The sequence below is a fragment of the Bradyrhizobium sp. UNPF46 genome (assembly GCF_006658625.1).
Lineage (GTDB): Bacteria > Pseudomonadota > Alphaproteobacteria > Rhizobiales > Xanthobacteraceae > Bradyrhizobium > Bradyrhizobium nitroreducens.
The window spans coordinates 352,479-369,071 of sequence record NZ_LFJB01000003.1; the positions used below are offsets into that span (position 1 = coordinate 352,479).

Sequence of the window (16,593 nt, forward strand, 5' to 3'; positions counted from 1 at the left end):
ATTACGTTCCGCCGTCCTTGGTCAACAGCAACTGCCCGCGCTTCTTGATCGTGGCCTGCGCCATCTCGGCAAAGCGCTGCAACAGCCAGGGCAGCACAACCTCGACCCGGACTTGATCATCGCCGACGTCGACCTGACCACTCGCGATCTGCCCGAGCGCGCGGATGCGGAAATTCATGCTGTCGCCGGTCCAGCGCTCTTCCTCGACCTGCATCACGGGAATGCTGGAGGCGGCGCGACCCAGCCCGGTCTTGAGCCGGCGTACCGCCTCCTCCCGGCCGAGACGGTGCGGAATTGAAACAACAAGCGGTGCTGACATGGCCCTGCCCTATGGTGACGGATACTCACATAGTCATGCCGGCGGCGCGCCCAATGGTTCCATGCCAAGTTGATGAGCCGGCCGTGTTTCAAAGATGGAACTTTAAAACCTGCGGCAAGTTGCCCTCGCACAACGGGACAGGTTTATAACGACCCTTTTGAGGAAGGGCTGGAGGAGATTCGCATGTCTATCGGCACGATCATTCTGATCATTCTGGTCATCGCTCTGCTTGGCGGCTTCAGCGGCATCGGCGGCGGCCCGTTCTACGGCACCGGCTATTACGGCGGCGGCGGCCTCGGGCTCGTCATCGTCATCCTGCTGATCCTGCTGCTGCTGGGGCGGATCTAGGCGATATCTCGTAGGGTGGGCAAAGGCGCAACGCGCCGTGCCCACCTTCCCGTCGTGACGACAAAGATCGTGGGCACGCTTGCGCTTTGCCCACCCCACGGGAGTTGCGGCCGGAGCTGCGGCCTACTTCACTTTCCCCGCCAGCTTCTTGATCGCAGCTTTGATCGAGGTCGCGGCATCCTCATACCCTTCCCACGCCTTCGAGCGCGCCAGCAGGCCCGGCACTGTCCGCACCGTATATCGCTTCGGATCGAGATCGCTCTTCACCTGAGCCCACGTGACGGGCATCGAGACCGTCGCTCCCGCGCGGGCCCGCGGTGACAGCGGCGCAACCGCCGTCGACATCCGGTCGTTACGGAGATAGTCGAGAAAAATCTTTCCGCTGCGCAGCTTCTTGGACATGTTGAGCAGATAGCGCTCCGGATCGTCGTCGGCCATCCACTGGCAGATGCCCTGCGCGAAGGCCTTGGCCTCCTTCCAGCTCGCTTTTTCGCGGGCGCCATGCAGCAGCGGCACCACCACGTGCAGGCCCTTGCCGCCCGTGGTCTTGCAGAAGCTCTCCATGCCAATGGCGGTCAGACGCTGCCGCATCTCTTTGGCGGCATCCACGACATCGGCGAACTCGACGTCCGGCGCCGGATCGAGATCGAACACCAGCCGGCCCGGCGTATCATAGGCGTTTGGCGCGCAATTCCAGGGATGCAGCTCGACGCCACCGATCTGCGCGACGGCGGCGAGCCCTTCGACGCGGTCGATCTGCAAGTAAGGCTTACGATCACCCGAGACCTTGGCGAGCTCGAGCAGGTTCGACGTGCCCTGCATGGCGTGACGCTGAAAGAATGTCTCGCCGCCGATACCGTCGGGCGCACGCACGATCGAGCACGGACGCCCCGTCAGATGTCCGATCATCCAGGCCCCGACCGCCTCGAAATAGCGGGCGAGATCGAGCTTCGTCACGCCCTCGCCGTCACCGCCATCCGGCCACAGCTCCTTGTCCGGCTTGGAGATGACGACGCCCATCACCTCGGCGGTGCCAGCGTCCGTCGATCGCTTGGCCGTCTTCGCTGCGCGCTTGCTGGCTGCGGGTTCGGCGAGCACGGTGTCGACGGGCGTCTCCGCCTCGACCTCCTCGGCGGGCTTGTCCTGCCGCAGGCCCTTGAACGCGGCCTGGCGGATATTGCCATCCGCGGTGAAGCCGGCGAACTCGATCTCGGCGACGAGCTCCGGCTTCAGCCAGTGCACCTCGCGCGTCTTCTTCGGGGCATTCTTGCCGCCGAAGGGGCTTTCCTTGGCCGCCATGGCCTTCAAGGACGGCATGATGCGCTTGACCTTGTCGGCACCGAAACCAGTCCCGACCATGCCGACGAAGGCGAGATGATCGCCGCGATGCACGCCCGCCATCAGCGAGCGGAATTTTCCGTTGGTGGTCTTCCAGCCGCCGATCACAACCTCATGACCGGCGCGGCACTTGGCCTTGGTCCAGCTCTCGGTGCGGCCGGAGCGATAAGGGGCGTCCAGCTTCTTCGAGACCACGCCTTCGAGCTCGAGCTTGCAGGCCGATTGCAGCACCGCATCGCCGCCGCTTTCGAAATGCTCGACATAGCGGATCTGGCTCCCTTTGCGCTTGCGGGCCTCCAGCAGCTTCTTCAGCTGCGCCTTGCGTTCGCCGAGCGGCAGGCGGCGATAATCTTGCCCCTCGGCGAATAGCAGGTCGAAGGCGAAGAAGATCAACTCGTCGGTCTTGCCATCCGACAATGCAGCCTGAAGCGAGGAAAAATTCGGTGCGCCGTTGTGGTCGAGCGCGACGATCTCGCCGTCGATCATCACGTCCGGAAGCGACCCCGCCTCTTTCGCGATCGCCGCGAACTTGCCGGTCCAGTCGAGGCCCTTGCGCGTCTTCAGCGTTGCCTCGCCGTCCTCGACCCGAAGCTGCACGCGATAGCCGTCGAACTTGATCTCGTGGCACCAGCCCTCACCGGCTGGCGGCCGCTCCACGATCGTGCAGAGCTGCGGCGCCACGAAGTCCGGCATCTCCGCAACCTTCCTGGCGTTCGTCGCCGTCGTCGCTTTCTTCTTCACCGCCTTGCTCTTGACGGGCTTGCCGTCCTTCGCCGCCGTGCGCCGGGCCGGCTTGACCATGTGCTCTTTGGATTCCTCGGCCCGGTTGGATTGCCAGACCGCGTCAGCCTTGCCCTTGGTGCCCTTCGCCATCATGAACGGCCTTGGCGCTCGGCCCTTGCCCTCGGCGATCTGCTCCATCGCACGGCCAGAGGCGACCGACCTGTCCTCCTCGAGGATGTCGTTGTCCTTGCCTTCGCGGACGTATTCGTCGCGATGCTTGATCAGGAGCCAGTTGGTGCGCTTGCCGCCGCTGCGGTCGTTGCGCATGCGCACCAACACCCAGCTTCCGTGCAGCTTGTCGCCATGAAGGGTGAACTTCAAATCGCCCTTCTTGAAGCCGGCTTCCGGATCGTCGCACTCCCAGGTGCCGCGATCCCACAGCATCACCGTGCCGCCGCCATATTGCCCTTCCGGAATCGTTCCTTCGAAATCACCATAGTCCAGCGGATGGTCTTCAACCTCGACCGCCAATCGCTTGTCGTGCGGATCGAGCGAGGGCCCCTTCGTCACGGCCCAGGACTTGAAGACACCGTCAAGCTCGAGCCTCAGATCGTAATGCAGCCGGCTGGCATCGTGCTTTTGGATCACGAAGCGCCGCTGCTTCGATGGCGCCACCGCTGTCTTGCCCGATGGCTCTGGCGTCTTCTCGAAGTCACGCTTCTTTCGGTAGGTCGAGAGTTTCTGCAGCACGACTGGTCCCGCTTCTCTTTCGGCATTGAGCCTATCACGGCCAAAGTCCCATCCGGAACCAAAACCCTGCGGGAGGGTTGGGGTTCCAAAACGCCTTGAAAACGCTGGAGAATGGAATGGCCCCGCGCGCCTATTGGAAGGGAACGTTGAAGCTGTCGCTGGTCAGCTGCCCCGTCGTGCTCTATCCCGCGACCACGGCGGCCGAGAAGACGCGGTTTCACTTGATCAATCGGGAAACCGGCAACCGGCTCAAGCAGCAGATGATCGATTCCGAGACCGGCGACGTCGTCGAGAGCGACCAGAAGGGCCGCGGCTATGAGTTGCGCAAGGGCAGATATGTCGAGATCGAGCCGGAGGAGCTCGAGGCGGTGCAGATCGAGAGCAACCACACCATCGACATCGAGAGCTTCGTGCCGAGCGAGGAGATCGACCAGCGCTACCTCAACCATCCCTACTACATCGCGCCCGACGGCAAGGCCGCGGTCGACGCCTTCGCCGTGATCCGCGACGCCATGAAGGACCAGGAGCGCGTGGCGCTCGCCAAGATCGTGCTCACCAACCGCGAACACGTCATGGCGATCGAGCCGCTCGGCAAGGGCCTGCTCGGCACCACGCTGCGCTTTCCTTACGAGCTGCGCGACGAGGACCAGTTCTTCGACGACATCAAGAGCCCGAAGATCACCAAGGACATGGTCGAGCTCGCCGGCCACATCCTGCACACCAAGGCAGCGCATTTCGACCCCGGCAAGTTCAAGGACGACTACGAGACCGCGCTGAAGGCGCTGGTGAAGCGCAAGGCCAGCGGCAAGAAGATCGAATTGCCCGCCCCCGAGGAGCGGCCAAGCAACGTCGTCAGTCTGATGGACGCGCTGAAGCAGAGCCTGAAGGGCGGTGGCGGGAAGAAGACGGCGAAGTCGCACGCGCGCCGTGCCACCGGGCGACGGCCGGCTGCGAAGAAAGCGCACCGGTCGACGGCGCGGCACAGGAAGGCGGGCTAGCAACCCCACCGTCATTCCGGGGCGCCTCGAAGAGGCGAACCCGGAATCTCGAGGTTCCGGGCTCGATGCTTCGCATCGCCCCGGAACGACAGCTAGATCAATCCCCCGCCTTCAGCCGGTACCCGATCCCCGTCTCGGTCAGCACATATTGCGGCCGCTCCGGATCGGCTTCGATCTTCTGGCGGAGCTGGCGGACATAGACGCGCAGATATTGCGCGTCGGTCAGCTCGTCCCAGAGCTCCCTGAGCAGGAAGCGGTGGGTGAGCACCTTGCCGGCGTGCTGCACCAGCACGCGCAACAGATCATATTCCTTCGGCGAGAGCTTCACGTCACGATCCCCGACCTTGACGATGCGGCGGACGAGATCGACCGAGAGATCGCCGGTGCGGAACACCGGGCGCTCGCCCTTGACCTGAAGCTGGTGGCGCAGCGCAGCGCGCAGGCGCGCCAGGAGCTCGTCCATACCGAACGGCTTTGTCAGATAATCGTCGGCGCCGAGATCGAGCGCCTGAACCTTGCCGGCTTCGTCGCCGCGGCTCGACAGCACCACGATCGGCACGCCTTCGTTCCGGGCGCGGATGGTGCGCAGCAGCTCGTGTCCCTGAACGTCGGGCAGGCCGAGGTCGAGGATGATCAGTGCCGGTCCTTCGGCAAGCTTCTCCAGCGCGGTCTTTCCGTTCGACGCCTCCAGGATTTCGTAGCCTTGCGTCGTCAGCCCCATCCGCAGCAATTTTCGGATCGGCGGCTCGTCGTCGATGACCAGGACCTTGATCGGAGCAGCGCTCATGCGGCGGTATCCAATGCGCGGCTTTCTGCCGGAACGGGAAGACGGATTGTGAGGACAGCGCCACTCCGCTCGCTGCGATTGGCGGCCGAGATCGTGCCGCGCATTGCCTCGACGAAGCCGCGGGAGATGGCGAGGCCGAGGCCGGTGCCGGGGCGGACGTGATCGCCCTTCTGCACGCGATAGAACTTGTCGAACACGCTCTCGAGCTCCTCGGGCGGAATGCCGGCGCCCTCGTCCGCGATCTCAAGCACGACATGACCGCCGTCGCGCCGGCCGCGGATCGAGATCGTGGTCTCGGGTGGCGAGTATTTGGCGGCATTGTCGAGCAGATTGAACAGCACCTGCTCGAACAGCACGGCATCGAGCAGGAGCATCGGCAGATCGGCGGCCAGCTCCAGCTCGACCTTGTGCGCGGTGAGAATCTTGCTGGCGCGCCGCAGCGCGCTGCCGACGATCTCGCCGAGATCGTGCAGCGTCGCATTGGGCACGATGGCGCCGGATTCGAGCTTGGTCATGTCGAGCAGATTGGCAATGAAGCGGTTGAGCCGCTCGGACTCGTCGATGACGGTGGCGAGCAGATCGCGCTTCTCGGTGTCGGACAAGGCGCCGGCGAGATCGCGCATGGTCGAGGCCGCTCCCAACACGGAGGCGAGCGGCGTCTTCAAATCGTGGGAGATCGAGGTCAGGAGCGCGGAGCGCAGCCGTTCGGATTCGACGGTTCGCTTGACGCGGTCCATGTCCTCGACCAGCAGCACACGCTCGATCGCCAGCGCGCCCTGGTCGACGAGCGCATCCAGCAGCCGGCGCTGGTCCGGCGTCAGCAGCGGCCCGGTGCGGTCGTCGTCGATGCCGATGACGCCGATCGGGCCGCGCCCGGTGCGCATCGGCAGGAACAGCCGTTTTGCACCAGGTAGCGTGTCCGAACCGCGGCCCGCCGGCCGATCGTTGCTCCAGGCCCAATTGGCCGCGGCGAGGTCGGCCTGGTCGAGCTGGTCCTCCGGCGGATAGCCGGACTTCACCGTGAGCAGCCCATCCTCAGGCAGCAGCAGCACCACGCGAACTTTCAGCATCAATGCGATCTGATAGGCGGTCGCCCACAGGACGTCGTCGAGCGTGGCGGTACCGGCAAGCTTGCGGCTGAAGGCATAGAGCTGCTCGGTGGTCCTGATGCGGCCGATCGCAGCATCGGCCTGCGTGCGCACGCGCGCCGCGACATTGGAGACGATCATCGCCACCGCCATGAACAGTACGAAGGCCGCGACATTCGTCGGATCGGTGATCGTGAAGGTGTAGATCGGCGGGATGAAGAAGAAATTGTAGCAGAGCGACGCCGCCACCGTCGCCAGCAGGGACGGCCACAGACCATAGCGCACGGCAACTGCCACCACCGCAGTCAGCAGCACGAGATCGACATTCTCGATGCCGAAATATGGCTGGATCAGCTTGGCGGCGCCAAGGCCGATCAGCACGATCCCGAGTGCCTTCAGATGTGGCAGCGGATTGAATGGCTCGGATCGCGCGGCGGTCTGCACCGCCGTCTTGGGCGCGTCCCCTGCCGGAAGCTCGTCGCCGGGAATGACATGAACGCTGATATTGCCGGCACGACGAACCAGATCGTGCACGACCGAGCCGCGCGTCAACTCGAACCAGCGCGAGCGGGTCGACTTTCCGATCACGATCTGGGTGACGTTGTTGCCTTGGGCGAAATTGACGACGTCGTCGGCGATGCGGCCGCCGACAGCAGGAATCGTCAGTGCCTCGCCGCCCAGCGATTCCGCAAGCCGCAGCGTGTCGGCCAGCCGGTCGCGCTCCTCGTCGGAAAGCTGGAGTGACCGCCGCGTCTCGATCGAGATCGCGGTGAAGGGCGCATGCAGCCGGTCGGCCAGCCGCTTGGTGTAGCGCACGAGGCCGGCGGCGCGCGGGTCCTCGCTGACACAGACCAGGATGCGCTCGCCCACAGCCCAGGGACCGGCGATCGCGTTCGCCTGCATGTGGGTGAGAAGCTGCTCGTCAACCCGTTCGGCCGTCCGGCGTAGCGCAAGCTCGCGCAATGCCGTCAGATTGCCGGGCGAGAAATAGTGCTCCAGCGCCCGTTCGGCCTGCCTGGGCACATAGACCTTGCCCTCCTTCAGCCGCTGGATCAGGTCGTCGGGCGTGAGGTCGATCAGCTCAATCGCATCCGCGCGGTCGAACACCGAATCCGGCACCGTCTCGCGCACCCGGACATGGGTGATCTGGGCGACGACGTCGTTCAGGCTCTCGATGTGCTGGATGTTGACGGCGGTGTAGACGTCGATACCGTGGGACAGCAACTCCTCGACATCGAGATAGCGCTTGGGATGGCGGCTGCCGGTCGCATTGGTGTGGGCAAGCTCGTCGACCAGCGCGATTTGCGGCCGGCGTGCGATCACGGCATCGAGGTCCATCTCCTCGACCGTCTGACCGCGGTAGTCGAGCCTCTTGCGCGGGACGACTTCGAGCCCGCGCACCAGCGCCTCGGTCTCGGCGCGGCCGTGGGTTTCGACGAAGCCGACTACGACGTCGATGCCGGCCTTGCGCTTGGCGTGAGCGCTTTGCAGCATCTCATAGGTCTTGCCGACGCCGGGGGCGGCGCCGACGAAGATCTTCAGCTTGCCGCTGACGCTGTCCTCCCGGCGCGCCGCTTCCAGCAGCGCCTCGGGGGACGGTCGTTGTTCGGGATCGCGGCGCTCTCGGACCATCAGGGCGGCTTACTCGATTTGTCTTGTCCGGCTGCTTCCTTCACCTTTCCCCGCAAGCGGGGCGAGGGAGAAGAAAGCTTCGCCGGCAACTATAATCGTCCGCGCGCCGCGAGCCTAGACCGCTACTTCGCCGCCACCCGATCGAGCGCAAGGTTCAGTGCCAATACGTTAACCCGGGGTTCGCCAAGCAGGCCGAGCAGACGGCCCTGGATGTTGGAAGCCACAAGCTGCTTCACCGCCTCCTCCGGCATATTCCTGGCCTTGGCCACGCGGGGGATCTGGAATTGCGCAGCCTCCGGCGAGATATCCGGATCGAGGCCGCTGGCCGAGGTGGTGACGAGGTCGACGGGGACGGCCGCGTTCGGATTCTCGCCCTTGAGCTTGTCCACGTCCTCCTTCAGCCGGTCGGCCAGCGCCTTGCTGGTCGGACCGAGATTGGAGCCGCCCGAATTGGCGGCATTGTAGGGCGCGGACACCGTCTTGGTCGAATCATTCGGGTCCGGCGCGAGCGTCGCCGAGGGGCGGCCGTGGAAATATTTGTCGTCCTTGAACTCCTGCCCGATCAGGGCGGAGCCAACCACCTTGCCGTCCTTCTCGATCAGGCTGCCTTGCGCCCTTGCGGGGAAGAGCGCGCCGGCGATGCCGGTCATCGCGAGCGGATAGGCAAGGCCGGTGATGGCGGTGAGCACCAGCAAGAGGACGATGGCGGGGCGGATTTCTCTGAGCATGTTGGGTCTCCTGTTTCTTCCGTCATTGCGAGGAGCGAAGCGACGAAGCAATTCAGGCTCTTCATCGCGGATGCATCTCTGGATTGCTTCGCTTCGCTCGCAATGACGGGGTTAGGCCAGGTGCAAGGCGGTGACGACGAGGTCGATCGCCTTGATACCGATGAATGGAATGACGATGCCGCCGAGGCCGTATATCAAGAGGTTGCGGCGGAGCAGCGCGCCGGCGCCGACTGCACGGTAAGCGACGCCTTTCAGCGCGAGCGGAATCAGCGCGATGATGATGAGCGCGTTGAAGATGATCGCCGACAGGATGGCGCTCTGCGGGCTCGACAGGTTCATGACGTTGAGCACGTTGAGCTGCGGGTAGAACGCCAGGAACATCGCCGGGATGATCGCAAAGTACTTTGCGACGTCGTTGGCGATCGAGAACGTCGTCAGCGCGCCGCGCGTCATCAGCAGCTGCTTGCCGATCTCGACCACCTCGATCAGCTTGGTCGGGTTGGAATCGAGGTCGACCATGTTGCCGGCCTCGCGGGCAGCCTGGGTGCCGGTGTTCATGGCGACACCGACGTCGGCCTGCGCGAGCGCCGGCGCGTCGTTGGTGCCGTCGCCGCACATCGCAACCAGCTTGCCCTTGGCCTGCTCGTCGCGGATCAGCTTCAGCTTGTCCTCGGGGGTGGCCTGCGCCAGGAAGTCGTCGACGCCGGCCTCCGCCGCGATCGCGGCCGCCGTCATCGGGTTGTCGCCGGTGATCATGATGGTACGGATGCCCATGCGGCGCAGCTCGGCAAAACGCTCGCGGATGCCGCCCTTGACGATGTCCTTGAGCTGAATGACGCCGAGCAGCTTGCCGTCTTTGGCCACAGCAAGCGGCGTGCCGCCGGCCTTGGCGATGTCATCGGCAATGGTCTGAACCTCGCGGCCGAGATCCGACAGCGCGGCCGGCTGGATCGCCCGTGCCGCGTTGCCCGAAGCAACCGCCAGCGGCGCACCGCCACTGACATAGTTCAGCATGGCATCGACCGCGCCCTTGCGCACCGACGAGCCGCCGGCATCGACTCCGCTCATGCGGGTCTGCGCCGTGAACGGGATGAAGGTGGCACCCAACTCGGCCATGTCGCGGCCACGGATGCCGTACTTCTCCTTCGCCAGCACGACGATGGAACGGCCTTCCGGCGTCTCGTCGGCGAGCGAGGCGAGCTGGGCTGCATCCGCCAGCTCCTGCTCGGTCACGCCGCGCACGGGGCGGAACGCAGTGGCCTGCCTGTTGCCGAGCGTGATCGTCCCGGTCTTGTCGAGCAGCAGCGTGTCGACGTCGCCGGCGGCCTCGACGGCGCGGCCGGACATCGCCAGCACGTTGAAGCGCACCAGGCGGTCCATGCCGGCGATGCCGATCGCCGAGAGCAGCGCGCCGATCGTGGTCGGGATCAGCGTCACGAACAGGGCGACCAGCACGATCACCGAGATCGAGCCGCCGGCATAGGCCGCGTAGCTCGGAATGGTGACGGTGGCGAACACGAAGATGATGGTGAGGCCGGCGAGCAGGATGTTGAGCGCGATCTCGTTCGGCGTCTTCTGCCGTTCGGCGCCCTCGACCAGCTTGATCATGCGATCGATGAAGGTCGAGCCCTGGGCGGCCGTGATGCGGACGCGGATCCAGTCGGACAGCACCTGCGTGCCGCCGGTCACGGCCGAGCGGTCACCGCCGGACTCGCGAATGACGGGCGCAGATTCGCCGGTGATGGCGGCCTCGTTGACGGAGGCGACGCCCTCGATCACCTCGCCGTCGGAGGGAATGGTGTCGCCGGCCTCGACCAACACGAGATCGCCGACCTTCAGGCTCGTGCCCGGCACGAGCTTGACGTCTTGTCCGGCACCGGTCAGGAGCTTGGCCTGGCTCTCGGTCCGCGTCTTGCGCAGCGACTCGGCCTGCGCCTTGCCGCGGCCTTCGGCGACGGCTTCGGCGAGATTGGCGAACAGCACCGTGAACCACAGCCAGAGGATGATCTGGAAGGTGAAGCCGAGGCCCTCGCCGCCGGTGACGAGATCGCGCAGGAAAATCACGGTGGTGAGCGCGGCCACGATCTCGACCACGAACATCACGGGATTCTTGATCATGGACCGCGGATCGAGCTTGGCGAACGCCGCGCCGATGGCCGGCAACACGATCTTGGGATCCAGCATGGCCGAGACCGGCATGCGCTTGTTGGCTTTAGAAACTGGTTCCATGGAGGTCACTCCGAGAGATCTGGATCAGAAGACGTTGCCGGCATTCATCGCGAGATGCTCGACGATGGGACCGAGGGCAAGCGCCGGGAAGAAGGTCAGGCCGCCCATGATCAGGATGACGCCGACCACGAGGCCGACGAACAGGCCGCCGGTGGTGGGGAACGTGCCCATCGACGGCGGGATGGATTTCTTCTCGGCGAGCGCGCCCGCGATCGCCATGGCCGGAACGATCATCAGAAAGCGGCCGACGAACATCGCGGATGCGCCCGTCAGATTGTAGAACAGCGTATTGCCGATAAGCCCTGCAAAGGCCGAGCCGTTGTTGCCGGTCTGCGATGAGTAGGCATAGAGCACCTCGGTGAAGCCGTGCGGGCCGGCATTGGCCATCGAGGCGACGCCCGTCGGCAACACGACCGCGACGGCCGACCAGCCCAGGATCATCAGCGGCAGGATCAGGATCGCGAGCATCGCCATCTTGACCTCGCGCGCCTCGATCTTCTTGCCGACATATTCCGGCGTGCGGCCGACCATCAGGCCTGCGACGAAGATCGCGAGGATCACGAACAGCAGCATACCGTACATGCCGGCGCCGACGCCGCCGACGATGATCTCGCCGAGCTCGATGTTGATCAGCGGGATCATGCCACCGAGCGCGGTGAAGCTGTCATGCATGGCGTTGACCGCGCCGCAGGAGGCCGCCGTGGTGATCACGGCGAACAGCGAGGAAGCAACAATGCCGAACCGGACCTCCTTGCCCTCCATGTTGCCGGTCAGGCCGAGCGCCTGGAGAGTCGAGGTGCCGCTGGCTTCCGCCCAATAGGTGACGGCGACACCGGCCAGGAACAGCACGCCCATCACGGCGAGGATGGCCCAGCCCTGGCGCTGGTTGCCGACCATGCGGCCGAACACGTTGGTCAGCGCCGCGCCGAGCACGAAGATCGACAGCATCTGCACGAAATTCGACAGCGCGGTCGGGTTCTCGAACGGATGCGCGGCATTGGCGTTGAAGAAGCCGCCGCCATTGGTGCCTAGCATCTTGATCGCAACCTGGGACGCCACCGGGCCGACCGCAATGGTCTGCTTGGCGCCTTCGAGCGTGGTGGCTTCGACATAATCACCGAGCGTCTGCGGCATGCCCTGCGAGACAAGGAACAGTGCGTAGACGACGCAGATCGGCAGCAGGACGTAGAGGGTGCAACGGGTGACGTCGACCCAGAAATTGCCGACCGTGCGCATCGATGCGCGCGCAAAGCCGCGGATCAGCGCCACCGCCAGCACAATGCCGGTCGCCGCCGAGAGGAAGTTCTGGTGCGTCAGGCCGACCATCTGGGGCAGATAGGACAGCGTGCTTTCACCGCCGTAGTTCTGCCAGTTGGTGTTGGTGATGAACGACATTGCCGTGTTGAAGGAGAGATCCTCCGCGACCGCGCCCTGCCCGGCCGGGTTGAACGGCAGCACGGCCTGGAGCCGCATCACGCCGTAGATGATGAGGAAGCCGCCGACGTGAAACAGCAGCATGGCGACCGTATAAGTCACCCAGTGTTGCTCGCGCTTCTCGTCGACGCCGGAAATCCAGTAGATGCCGGCCTCGATCGGCCGCAGCACCGGCGACAGGAACGTGCGCTCGCCGTTGAACACGCGCGTCATGTACCAGCCGAGCGGCTTGGTCAGTGCGACGATGATGACGCAGAAAAGAATGATCTGGAGCCAACCGATCACAGTCATGGCATTAACCCTTCAGACTTTGTGTCCGCCGTAGAAGCGGCAGGAACAACGCAAGCAGGCAGGCGACGAGCGCAGCGTCAGCCAGCAGCAGTTCGACAATCAGCAGCACGGGTCAGAACCGCTCGGGCCGCAGCAGCGCATAAGTGAGGTAGATCAGGAGGCCAAGCGACACGGCACCGGCGAGCGAATAATCGAAGATCATGATCCGCTCCGTCACAGCCGTTCGCAGGCATAGGTGTAGCCGATCGCAAGGGCGAAGAACGCGAAGCCCAGCGCCAGCATCAGAATGTCCATCATGGGAATACTCCTCGTTGCACTCCGCCAGGGAGGCAACTGTGTCTTTATTTCCCGGCAGTCCACTTGCGATGGATCAAGCGCAACGCGGCTCCTGGCCGGAACTTTCACCGCGTTCAAGTGCCACCGCGGACATAGGTTTTCGAGATGAGGGCCATGGCGAAGTTATAGGAATCTCATAAAGGCCGGGCTGGTGGCGCCGGCCGAACGCCGCGTGCGGCGCGAGGCGGTCCATTGCGCCCCCTCCCCGCCCCATCCGCACACTTATGGAATCCCTATACTTTCCATCCCTTTCTCATCTCGTTTTCAAATGCCCTTTCAGCCATCTTGGGGAGGCCGGCCGACTGACCGACACCAATTCCGGGAGGCCTGACATGACCGCCGCTCTCCGACGCTATGATCCGTCATCACTCAGCGAACGTCTGCGCGATGCGCATACGATGTCGCGACCGCTGATGCTCGAAATCATCAACACGGCCTGCCGGCGCTTCCCCTTACTCGGACAGAGCGAGCGCACCGCGCGTGTGATGCGCCTGGTCGATGTGGAGGCATGGGCCGACGCCGCGCTGGCGCTGATGGAGCTCGAACTGCCGCTGTGGCAGGTCCGTCGCATCGCCTATGACGAGGGTGAGTGGCATTGCGCACTCTCGCGCGAGCGCGAGTTGCCGGATTGGCTCGACGCCGCGGTGGAGGCTCGGCACGCCGACCTGGCGCTCGCGCTGCTGTCGGCCTTCCTCGAGGTCCAGGCATTGGCCGTTGAGACGGCGCGGCCAAGCGTTCCCACCGTGCGGCCTGCTCCGGACCCGTTCTACGAGCCCGTCGGCTGCGAAAATTTCAGCTGAGCCAGCGGGAGGTTCGCGCCTTGCCGCGATCTTCGGACATATCGCCGGCCCTGAGCCCGTCACGGGTGATCGCGCGCTTTGCCGTCCGCGTCGTACTCCTCTCCGGGTTTGCCGCGTTCGGCAGCATCGGCTTCGGACGGAGCCTCAAAGCCCTGCTCTGGATGTCCATCATCCTGTGTGCGGCTGTCGCCCTTCTGCAGCGCGAGCCGCCGTTCCGGGCCGCGCTCAACCATTGGGACGAATGCGCCTCGTTCGGCGCGCTGTTCGCGCTGGTTCATGTGGTCGATGGGATGAGCTGAACGCTGGCCTTTATGGCGCGCTTATGAGATCGCCGCGCAGCCTCACTCGAAATCATATCCGCTTGAAACGATATTGATCGGACGGTTGCGGGACATGCCCGCTACCTCCGTCAATCGGAAGGAACACATCCGTGAAGCTCGTTGAACCTCCCTCGTGCAGCTCGCCCTCGACCATCGTCTTCATCGGCCGCAATCATAGCGGACAGTGGGTCGCGCAGGAACAGAACGGGCTCTATGGCGGCCTGTTCGTCAGCCGCGCCCAGGCCATCAAATACGCATTGTTCGAGAACGGCCAGCATCCCGAAACCATCGTCGAGCTGCCGCGCGAGATCGAGCTCGACATGGGCAAGAGCCCACGCAGCAACAACGCACGCCGCGCCGCCTGAGCGGGCGCAGACAAGCGAAAAGCCATGTTCACTCCCCCTTCAGCGTGGTTCACCGGCTTCATCCCGGACATGCCTACTCCGTTCGAAGCGGCGGGTACGATCGACCTCAAGGCGTTCGCAGCTCTTTGCGAGCGCCAGATCGCGGCCGGCGTTCCTGCGCTGGTGGTCTGCGAGACCGCTGGCGAGGCGCCGACGCTCTCGCCGGCCGAACAGGAGCTCGTCATTCGTACCGCGGTCGATGTCGCCCGCGGGCGTGTACGGATCATCGCCGGCGCGATGTCGAATGCGACCAGCCATGCCGTCGAACTCGCGCGGCGGGCCGAAGCAGCCGCCGCCGACGCCGTCATGACGGTGGTGCCCGCCTACAACAAGCCTATGCAGGAGGGGATGCTGGCGCACTTCCGCGCGATCGCCGGCGCGACAGGCTTGCCCGTGATCCTGCACGACATTCCCTCCCGCACGTTGCGCCCGCTCGCCGACGAGACGCTTCTGCGTCTCGTCGAGTCCCGCCAGTTCGTGGGCCTGCGCGATGCAAGCTGCGACATCACCCGACCGATGCGCATGGGCCGGCTGCTGCCAGCCGGCTTCCGCTTTCTTTCCGGCGACGACGTCACCGCCTTCGGCTACATCGCTGATGGCGGCGACGGCGCGATCTCGGAAATCTCCAACATCGCCCCCGATCTGTGCCGCACGATCTTTTCGCAGATCAGGCAGGGACGGCTGCAATCGGCACGTTACCTGCACAAACGTCTCATTCCGCTGATCGCCTGTCTCGCCAAGGATAGCCCGGCGGCGCTCAAGAACGCCCTGAGCGTGCTGGGTCTGATGTCGCCGGCCACAAGATTGCCGATCGTGCCGCTGGACGCTGCCGCGCAGCGGGAGATGGTGCGAGCCTTCGCCGCGATCGCCGACGAGGAACTGATCGATGGCGTCGGCGCCTGACGCGGCGCAGCCATTTGGTTGTCGCATGGCGCCATCAGCCGACGGACCTCGCAGGCTGCTTCGCGCCTGGCAACTGGCCATGCTGCGCTTTACAGTGACGCTGGACGAATCCGACAGGCTCAACGTTGCGGCGCTTGCCGCGGAGCTCGATCGTCTCGGCGGCCGGCGCGAGCTTGACGATGCCCCGCATTTCTTCCGGCGGACCACCTCAAAACTCAGCGCGGCGATCAACGGGCAGCAACGGAGCGCGGAAGCGACGCTGGACGATTTCTGCAACCAGATCGAAGAACCACGGCTGCGGCTCGCTTTCGCCGCAGCCATCGGCATCACGCATTCGGCCCCAGCGCCGTCCGAGGTTCGATCGAAGCGGCGCGCCGACCTCTTCAAAGGCTTGCCGTCACGACGTCCGGTTTCCTTATGACATTCCTATACGGCGGCCCCGACGCTCATCTCGCAATCCTACGCCACGAACATCATCATACGGGACAGATCGGCGCGGCTCTCGCCGCACAAAGACGAGGACTTCCGAAAATGTCGATGCTGACCCATGGCCTCGAGCAGCCTGTCGCCTGGGCGGAGCGCCCGATGCGAATCCTGACGGCGCGCAAGGCGCAGCTCAAGCGCCTGGCGCTCGGCGCGCTGACCCTGCTCTCGATGGGCAGCGTGCTCACCGCGCTCATCGCACTGAGGACCGCAATCTATGTCTGGCGTCTGCCCGCCTGACCCGGCGCGGCAGATATCATGACCTTGCAGATGTGTGAGGAGGCCGCCATGGCCGCGATCGCTCTCCAAGCCGTACGCCACCTGCCGGAGGCACGAACGACGGCGCCCGACATTGGCGCTGGAACGGCGCTCAAGCCGCTCGATCCCGATGTCGTCAGTGCCGCCATTCCCGCCTTCTTCATTGGGCATAACCATGCGGGCCTCTGGGTTGCCCGCGAGGCAACCGGACGTGCCGGCGGCCTCTTCCTGTTCAAGAGCTCGGCGGTGGAATTCGCCAACCGCCGGAGCGCGCCGGTACGCTGCGCATTGGTGTTTCCTGCCGGGACCTTCGAACTCGACATCGACAACCAGGGAAATCCGCTGGTCGCGCTGGCGGCACGATGGCTGGACGGGGTGAAGCGACATCTGGCCCGGCTTGGGAGGTAACGACATGATCGAGTTC

General features: G+C 64.8%; 17 protein-coding genes. 9 read left to right on the forward strand and 8 right to left on the reverse strand.

Annotated features, from left to right (window positions below):
- Position 1: 1 nt before the first annotated feature.
- On the reverse strand, positions 2-319 hold the full coding sequence (locus tag UNPF46_RS03035) for a polyhydroxyalkanoic acid system family protein (protein ID WP_142248986.1): 318 nt from the start codon (positions 317-319) through the stop codon (positions 2-4).
- Between the two features lie 183 nt (positions 320-502).
- Here UNPF46_RS03035 and UNPF46_RS03040 point away from each other — a divergent pair, with 183 nt between their 5' ends.
- Entirely contained in the window at positions 503-667 is a 165-nt protein-coding gene (locus UNPF46_RS03040) for a DUF3309 family protein (protein ID WP_007595743.1), read from the forward strand.
- A 123-nt stretch (positions 668-790) separates the two neighbouring features.
- Here the strand turns inward: UNPF46_RS03040 and ligD are convergent, their stop codons facing one another.
- Entirely contained in the window at positions 791-3,478 is a 2,688-nt protein-coding gene (gene ligD, locus UNPF46_RS03045; protein ID WP_142248987.1) for a DNA ligase D, read from the reverse strand.
- A 116-nt stretch (positions 3,479-3,594) separates the two neighbouring features.
- Here ligD and ku point away from each other — a divergent pair, with 116 nt between their 5' ends.
- Complete coding sequence (gene ku, locus UNPF46_RS03050) at positions 3,595-4,476, forward strand: non-homologous end joining protein Ku (protein WP_100178329.1); 882 nt, start codon at positions 3,595-3,597, stop codon at positions 4,474-4,476.
- A gap of 97 nt (positions 4,477-4,573) precedes the next feature.
- Here ku and UNPF46_RS03055 read toward each other — a convergent pair whose 3' ends face one another.
- From UNPF46_RS03055 to UNPF46_RS03080, 6 genes are all read right to left on the reverse strand, one after another.
- Complete coding sequence (locus tag UNPF46_RS03055) at positions 4,574-5,263, reverse strand: response regulator (protein WP_100178328.1); 690 nt, start codon at positions 5,261-5,263, stop codon at positions 4,574-4,576.
- Positions 5,260-7,983, reverse strand: coding sequence for a DUF4118 domain-containing protein (locus tag UNPF46_RS03060; protein WP_100178327.1), 2,724 nt, complete (start codon positions 7,981-7,983; stop codon positions 5,260-5,262). Before UNPF46_RS03060 ends, UNPF46_RS03055 begins: the two co-directional genes overlap by 4 nt.
- Positions 7,984-8,105: 122 nt before the next feature.
- A complete protein-coding gene (locus UNPF46_RS03065; RefSeq protein ID WP_142248988.1) occupies positions 8,106-8,711 on the reverse strand; it encodes a K(+)-transporting ATPase subunit C in 606 nt (201 codons plus the stop codon).
- A 111-nt stretch (positions 8,712-8,822) separates the two neighbouring features.
- Positions 8,823-10,940 (reverse strand): potassium-transporting ATPase subunit KdpB, encoded by a 2,118-nt coding sequence (gene kdpB / locus UNPF46_RS03070; protein WP_181769739.1) that lies wholly within the window; start codon positions 10,938-10,940, stop codon positions 8,823-8,825.
- A 24-nt stretch (positions 10,941-10,964) separates the two neighbouring features.
- Positions 10,965-12,665, reverse strand: coding sequence for a potassium-transporting ATPase subunit KdpA (gene kdpA / locus UNPF46_RS03075; RefSeq protein ID WP_142248990.1), 1,701 nt, complete (start codon positions 12,663-12,665; stop codon positions 10,965-10,967).
- 112 nt (positions 12,666-12,777) lie between these two features.
- Positions 12,778-12,867, reverse strand: a complete 90-nt coding sequence (locus UNPF46_RS03080) for a K(+)-transporting ATPase subunit F (protein WP_042340291.1) — start codon at positions 12,865-12,867, stop codon at positions 12,778-12,780.
- 466 nt (positions 12,868-13,333) lie between these two features.
- Between UNPF46_RS03080 and UNPF46_RS03085 the strand changes: the two genes are divergently transcribed.
- The 7 genes from UNPF46_RS03085 to UNPF46_RS03115 all read left to right on the forward strand — a co-directional run bounded on the left by UNPF46_RS03085 (position 13,334) and on the right by UNPF46_RS03115 (position 16,577).
- Complete coding sequence (locus UNPF46_RS03085) at positions 13,334-13,801, forward strand: hypothetical protein (protein ID WP_181769740.1); 468 nt, start codon at positions 13,334-13,336, stop codon at positions 13,799-13,801.
- A 20-nt stretch (positions 13,802-13,821) separates the two neighbouring features.
- Positions 13,822-14,100 carry a hypothetical protein gene (locus tag UNPF46_RS03090; RefSeq protein WP_181769741.1) on the forward strand — a complete coding sequence of 93 codons (279 nt, stop codon included), beginning with the start codon at positions 13,822-13,824 and terminating at the stop codon, positions 14,098-14,100.
- Between the two features lie 131 nt (positions 14,101-14,231).
- Positions 14,232-14,486 (forward strand): hypothetical protein, encoded by a 255-nt coding sequence (locus tag UNPF46_RS03095; RefSeq protein ID WP_174719034.1) that lies wholly within the window; start codon positions 14,232-14,234, stop codon positions 14,484-14,486.
- Between the two features lie 24 nt (positions 14,487-14,510).
- Positions 14,511-15,428, forward strand: coding sequence for a 4-hydroxy-tetrahydrodipicolinate synthase (dapA, locus tag UNPF46_RS03100; protein ID WP_142248992.1), 918 nt, complete (start codon positions 14,511-14,513; stop codon positions 15,426-15,428).
- Between the two features lie 79 nt (positions 15,429-15,507).
- A complete protein-coding gene (locus UNPF46_RS03105) occupies positions 15,508-15,849 on the forward strand; it encodes a hypothetical protein (protein ID WP_246668582.1) in 342 nt (113 codons plus the stop codon).
- A 110-nt stretch (positions 15,850-15,959) separates the two neighbouring features.
- Positions 15,960-16,151: a hypothetical protein gene (locus tag UNPF46_RS03110; protein ID WP_100178320.1), complete on the forward strand. Its 192-nt coding sequence runs from the start codon at positions 15,960-15,962 to the stop codon at positions 16,149-16,151.
- Between the two features lie 48 nt (positions 16,152-16,199).
- On the forward strand, positions 16,200-16,577 hold the full coding sequence (locus UNPF46_RS03115) for a hypothetical protein (RefSeq protein ID WP_502705477.1): 378 nt from the start codon (positions 16,200-16,202) through the stop codon (positions 16,575-16,577).
- Positions 16,578-16,593 lie beyond the last annotated feature (16 nt).

Excerpts from the sequence above, each read along its gene's own strand:
- UNPF46_RS03035 (WP_142248986.1), bottom strand. The coding sequence starts at position 319 with ATGTCAGCACCGCTTGTTGTTTCAATTCCGCACCGTCTCGGCCGGGAG.
- UNPF46_RS03040 (WP_007595743.1), top strand. The coding sequence starts at position 503 with ATGTCTATCGGCACGATCATTCTGATCATTCTGGTCATCGCTCTGCTT.
- ku (WP_100178329.1), top strand. The coding sequence starts at position 3,595 with ATGGCCCCGCGCGCCTATTGGAAGGGAACGTTGAAGCTGTCGCTGGTC.
- UNPF46_RS03055 (WP_100178328.1), bottom strand. The coding sequence starts at position 5,263 with ATGAGCGCTGCTCCGATCAAGGTCCTGGTCATCGACGACGAGCCGCCG.
- UNPF46_RS03060 (WP_100178327.1), bottom strand. The coding sequence starts at position 7,983 with ATGGTCCGAGAGCGCCGCGATCCCGAACAACGACCGTCCCCCGAGGCG.
- UNPF46_RS03065 (WP_142248988.1), bottom strand. The coding sequence starts at position 8,711 with ATGCTCAGAGAAATCCGCCCCGCCATCGTCCTCTTGCTGGTGCTCACC.
- kdpB (WP_181769739.1), bottom strand. The coding sequence starts at position 10,940 with ATGGAACCAGTTTCTAAAGCCAACAAGCGCATGCCGGTCTCGGCCATG.
- kdpA (WP_142248990.1), bottom strand. The coding sequence starts at position 12,665 with ATGACTGTGATCGGTTGGCTCCAGATCATTCTTTTCTGCGTCATCATC.
- UNPF46_RS03080 (WP_042340291.1), bottom strand. The coding sequence starts at position 12,867 with ATGATCTTCGATTATTCGCTCGCCGGTGCCGTGTCGCTTGGCCTCCTG.
- UNPF46_RS03085 (WP_181769740.1), top strand. The coding sequence starts at position 13,334 with ATGACCGCCGCTCTCCGACGCTATGATCCGTCATCACTCAGCGAACGT.
- dapA (WP_142248992.1), top strand. The coding sequence starts at position 14,511 with ATGTTCACTCCCCCTTCAGCGTGGTTCACCGGCTTCATCCCGGACATG.
- UNPF46_RS03105 (WP_246668582.1), top strand. The coding sequence starts at position 15,508 with ATGCTGCGCTTTACAGTGACGCTGGACGAATCCGACAGGCTCAACGTT.
- UNPF46_RS03110 (WP_100178320.1), top strand. The coding sequence starts at position 15,960 with ATGTCGATGCTGACCCATGGCCTCGAGCAGCCTGTCGCCTGGGCGGAG.
- UNPF46_RS03115 (WP_502705477.1), top strand. The coding sequence starts at position 16,200 with ATGGCCGCGATCGCTCTCCAAGCCGTACGCCACCTGCCGGAGGCACGA.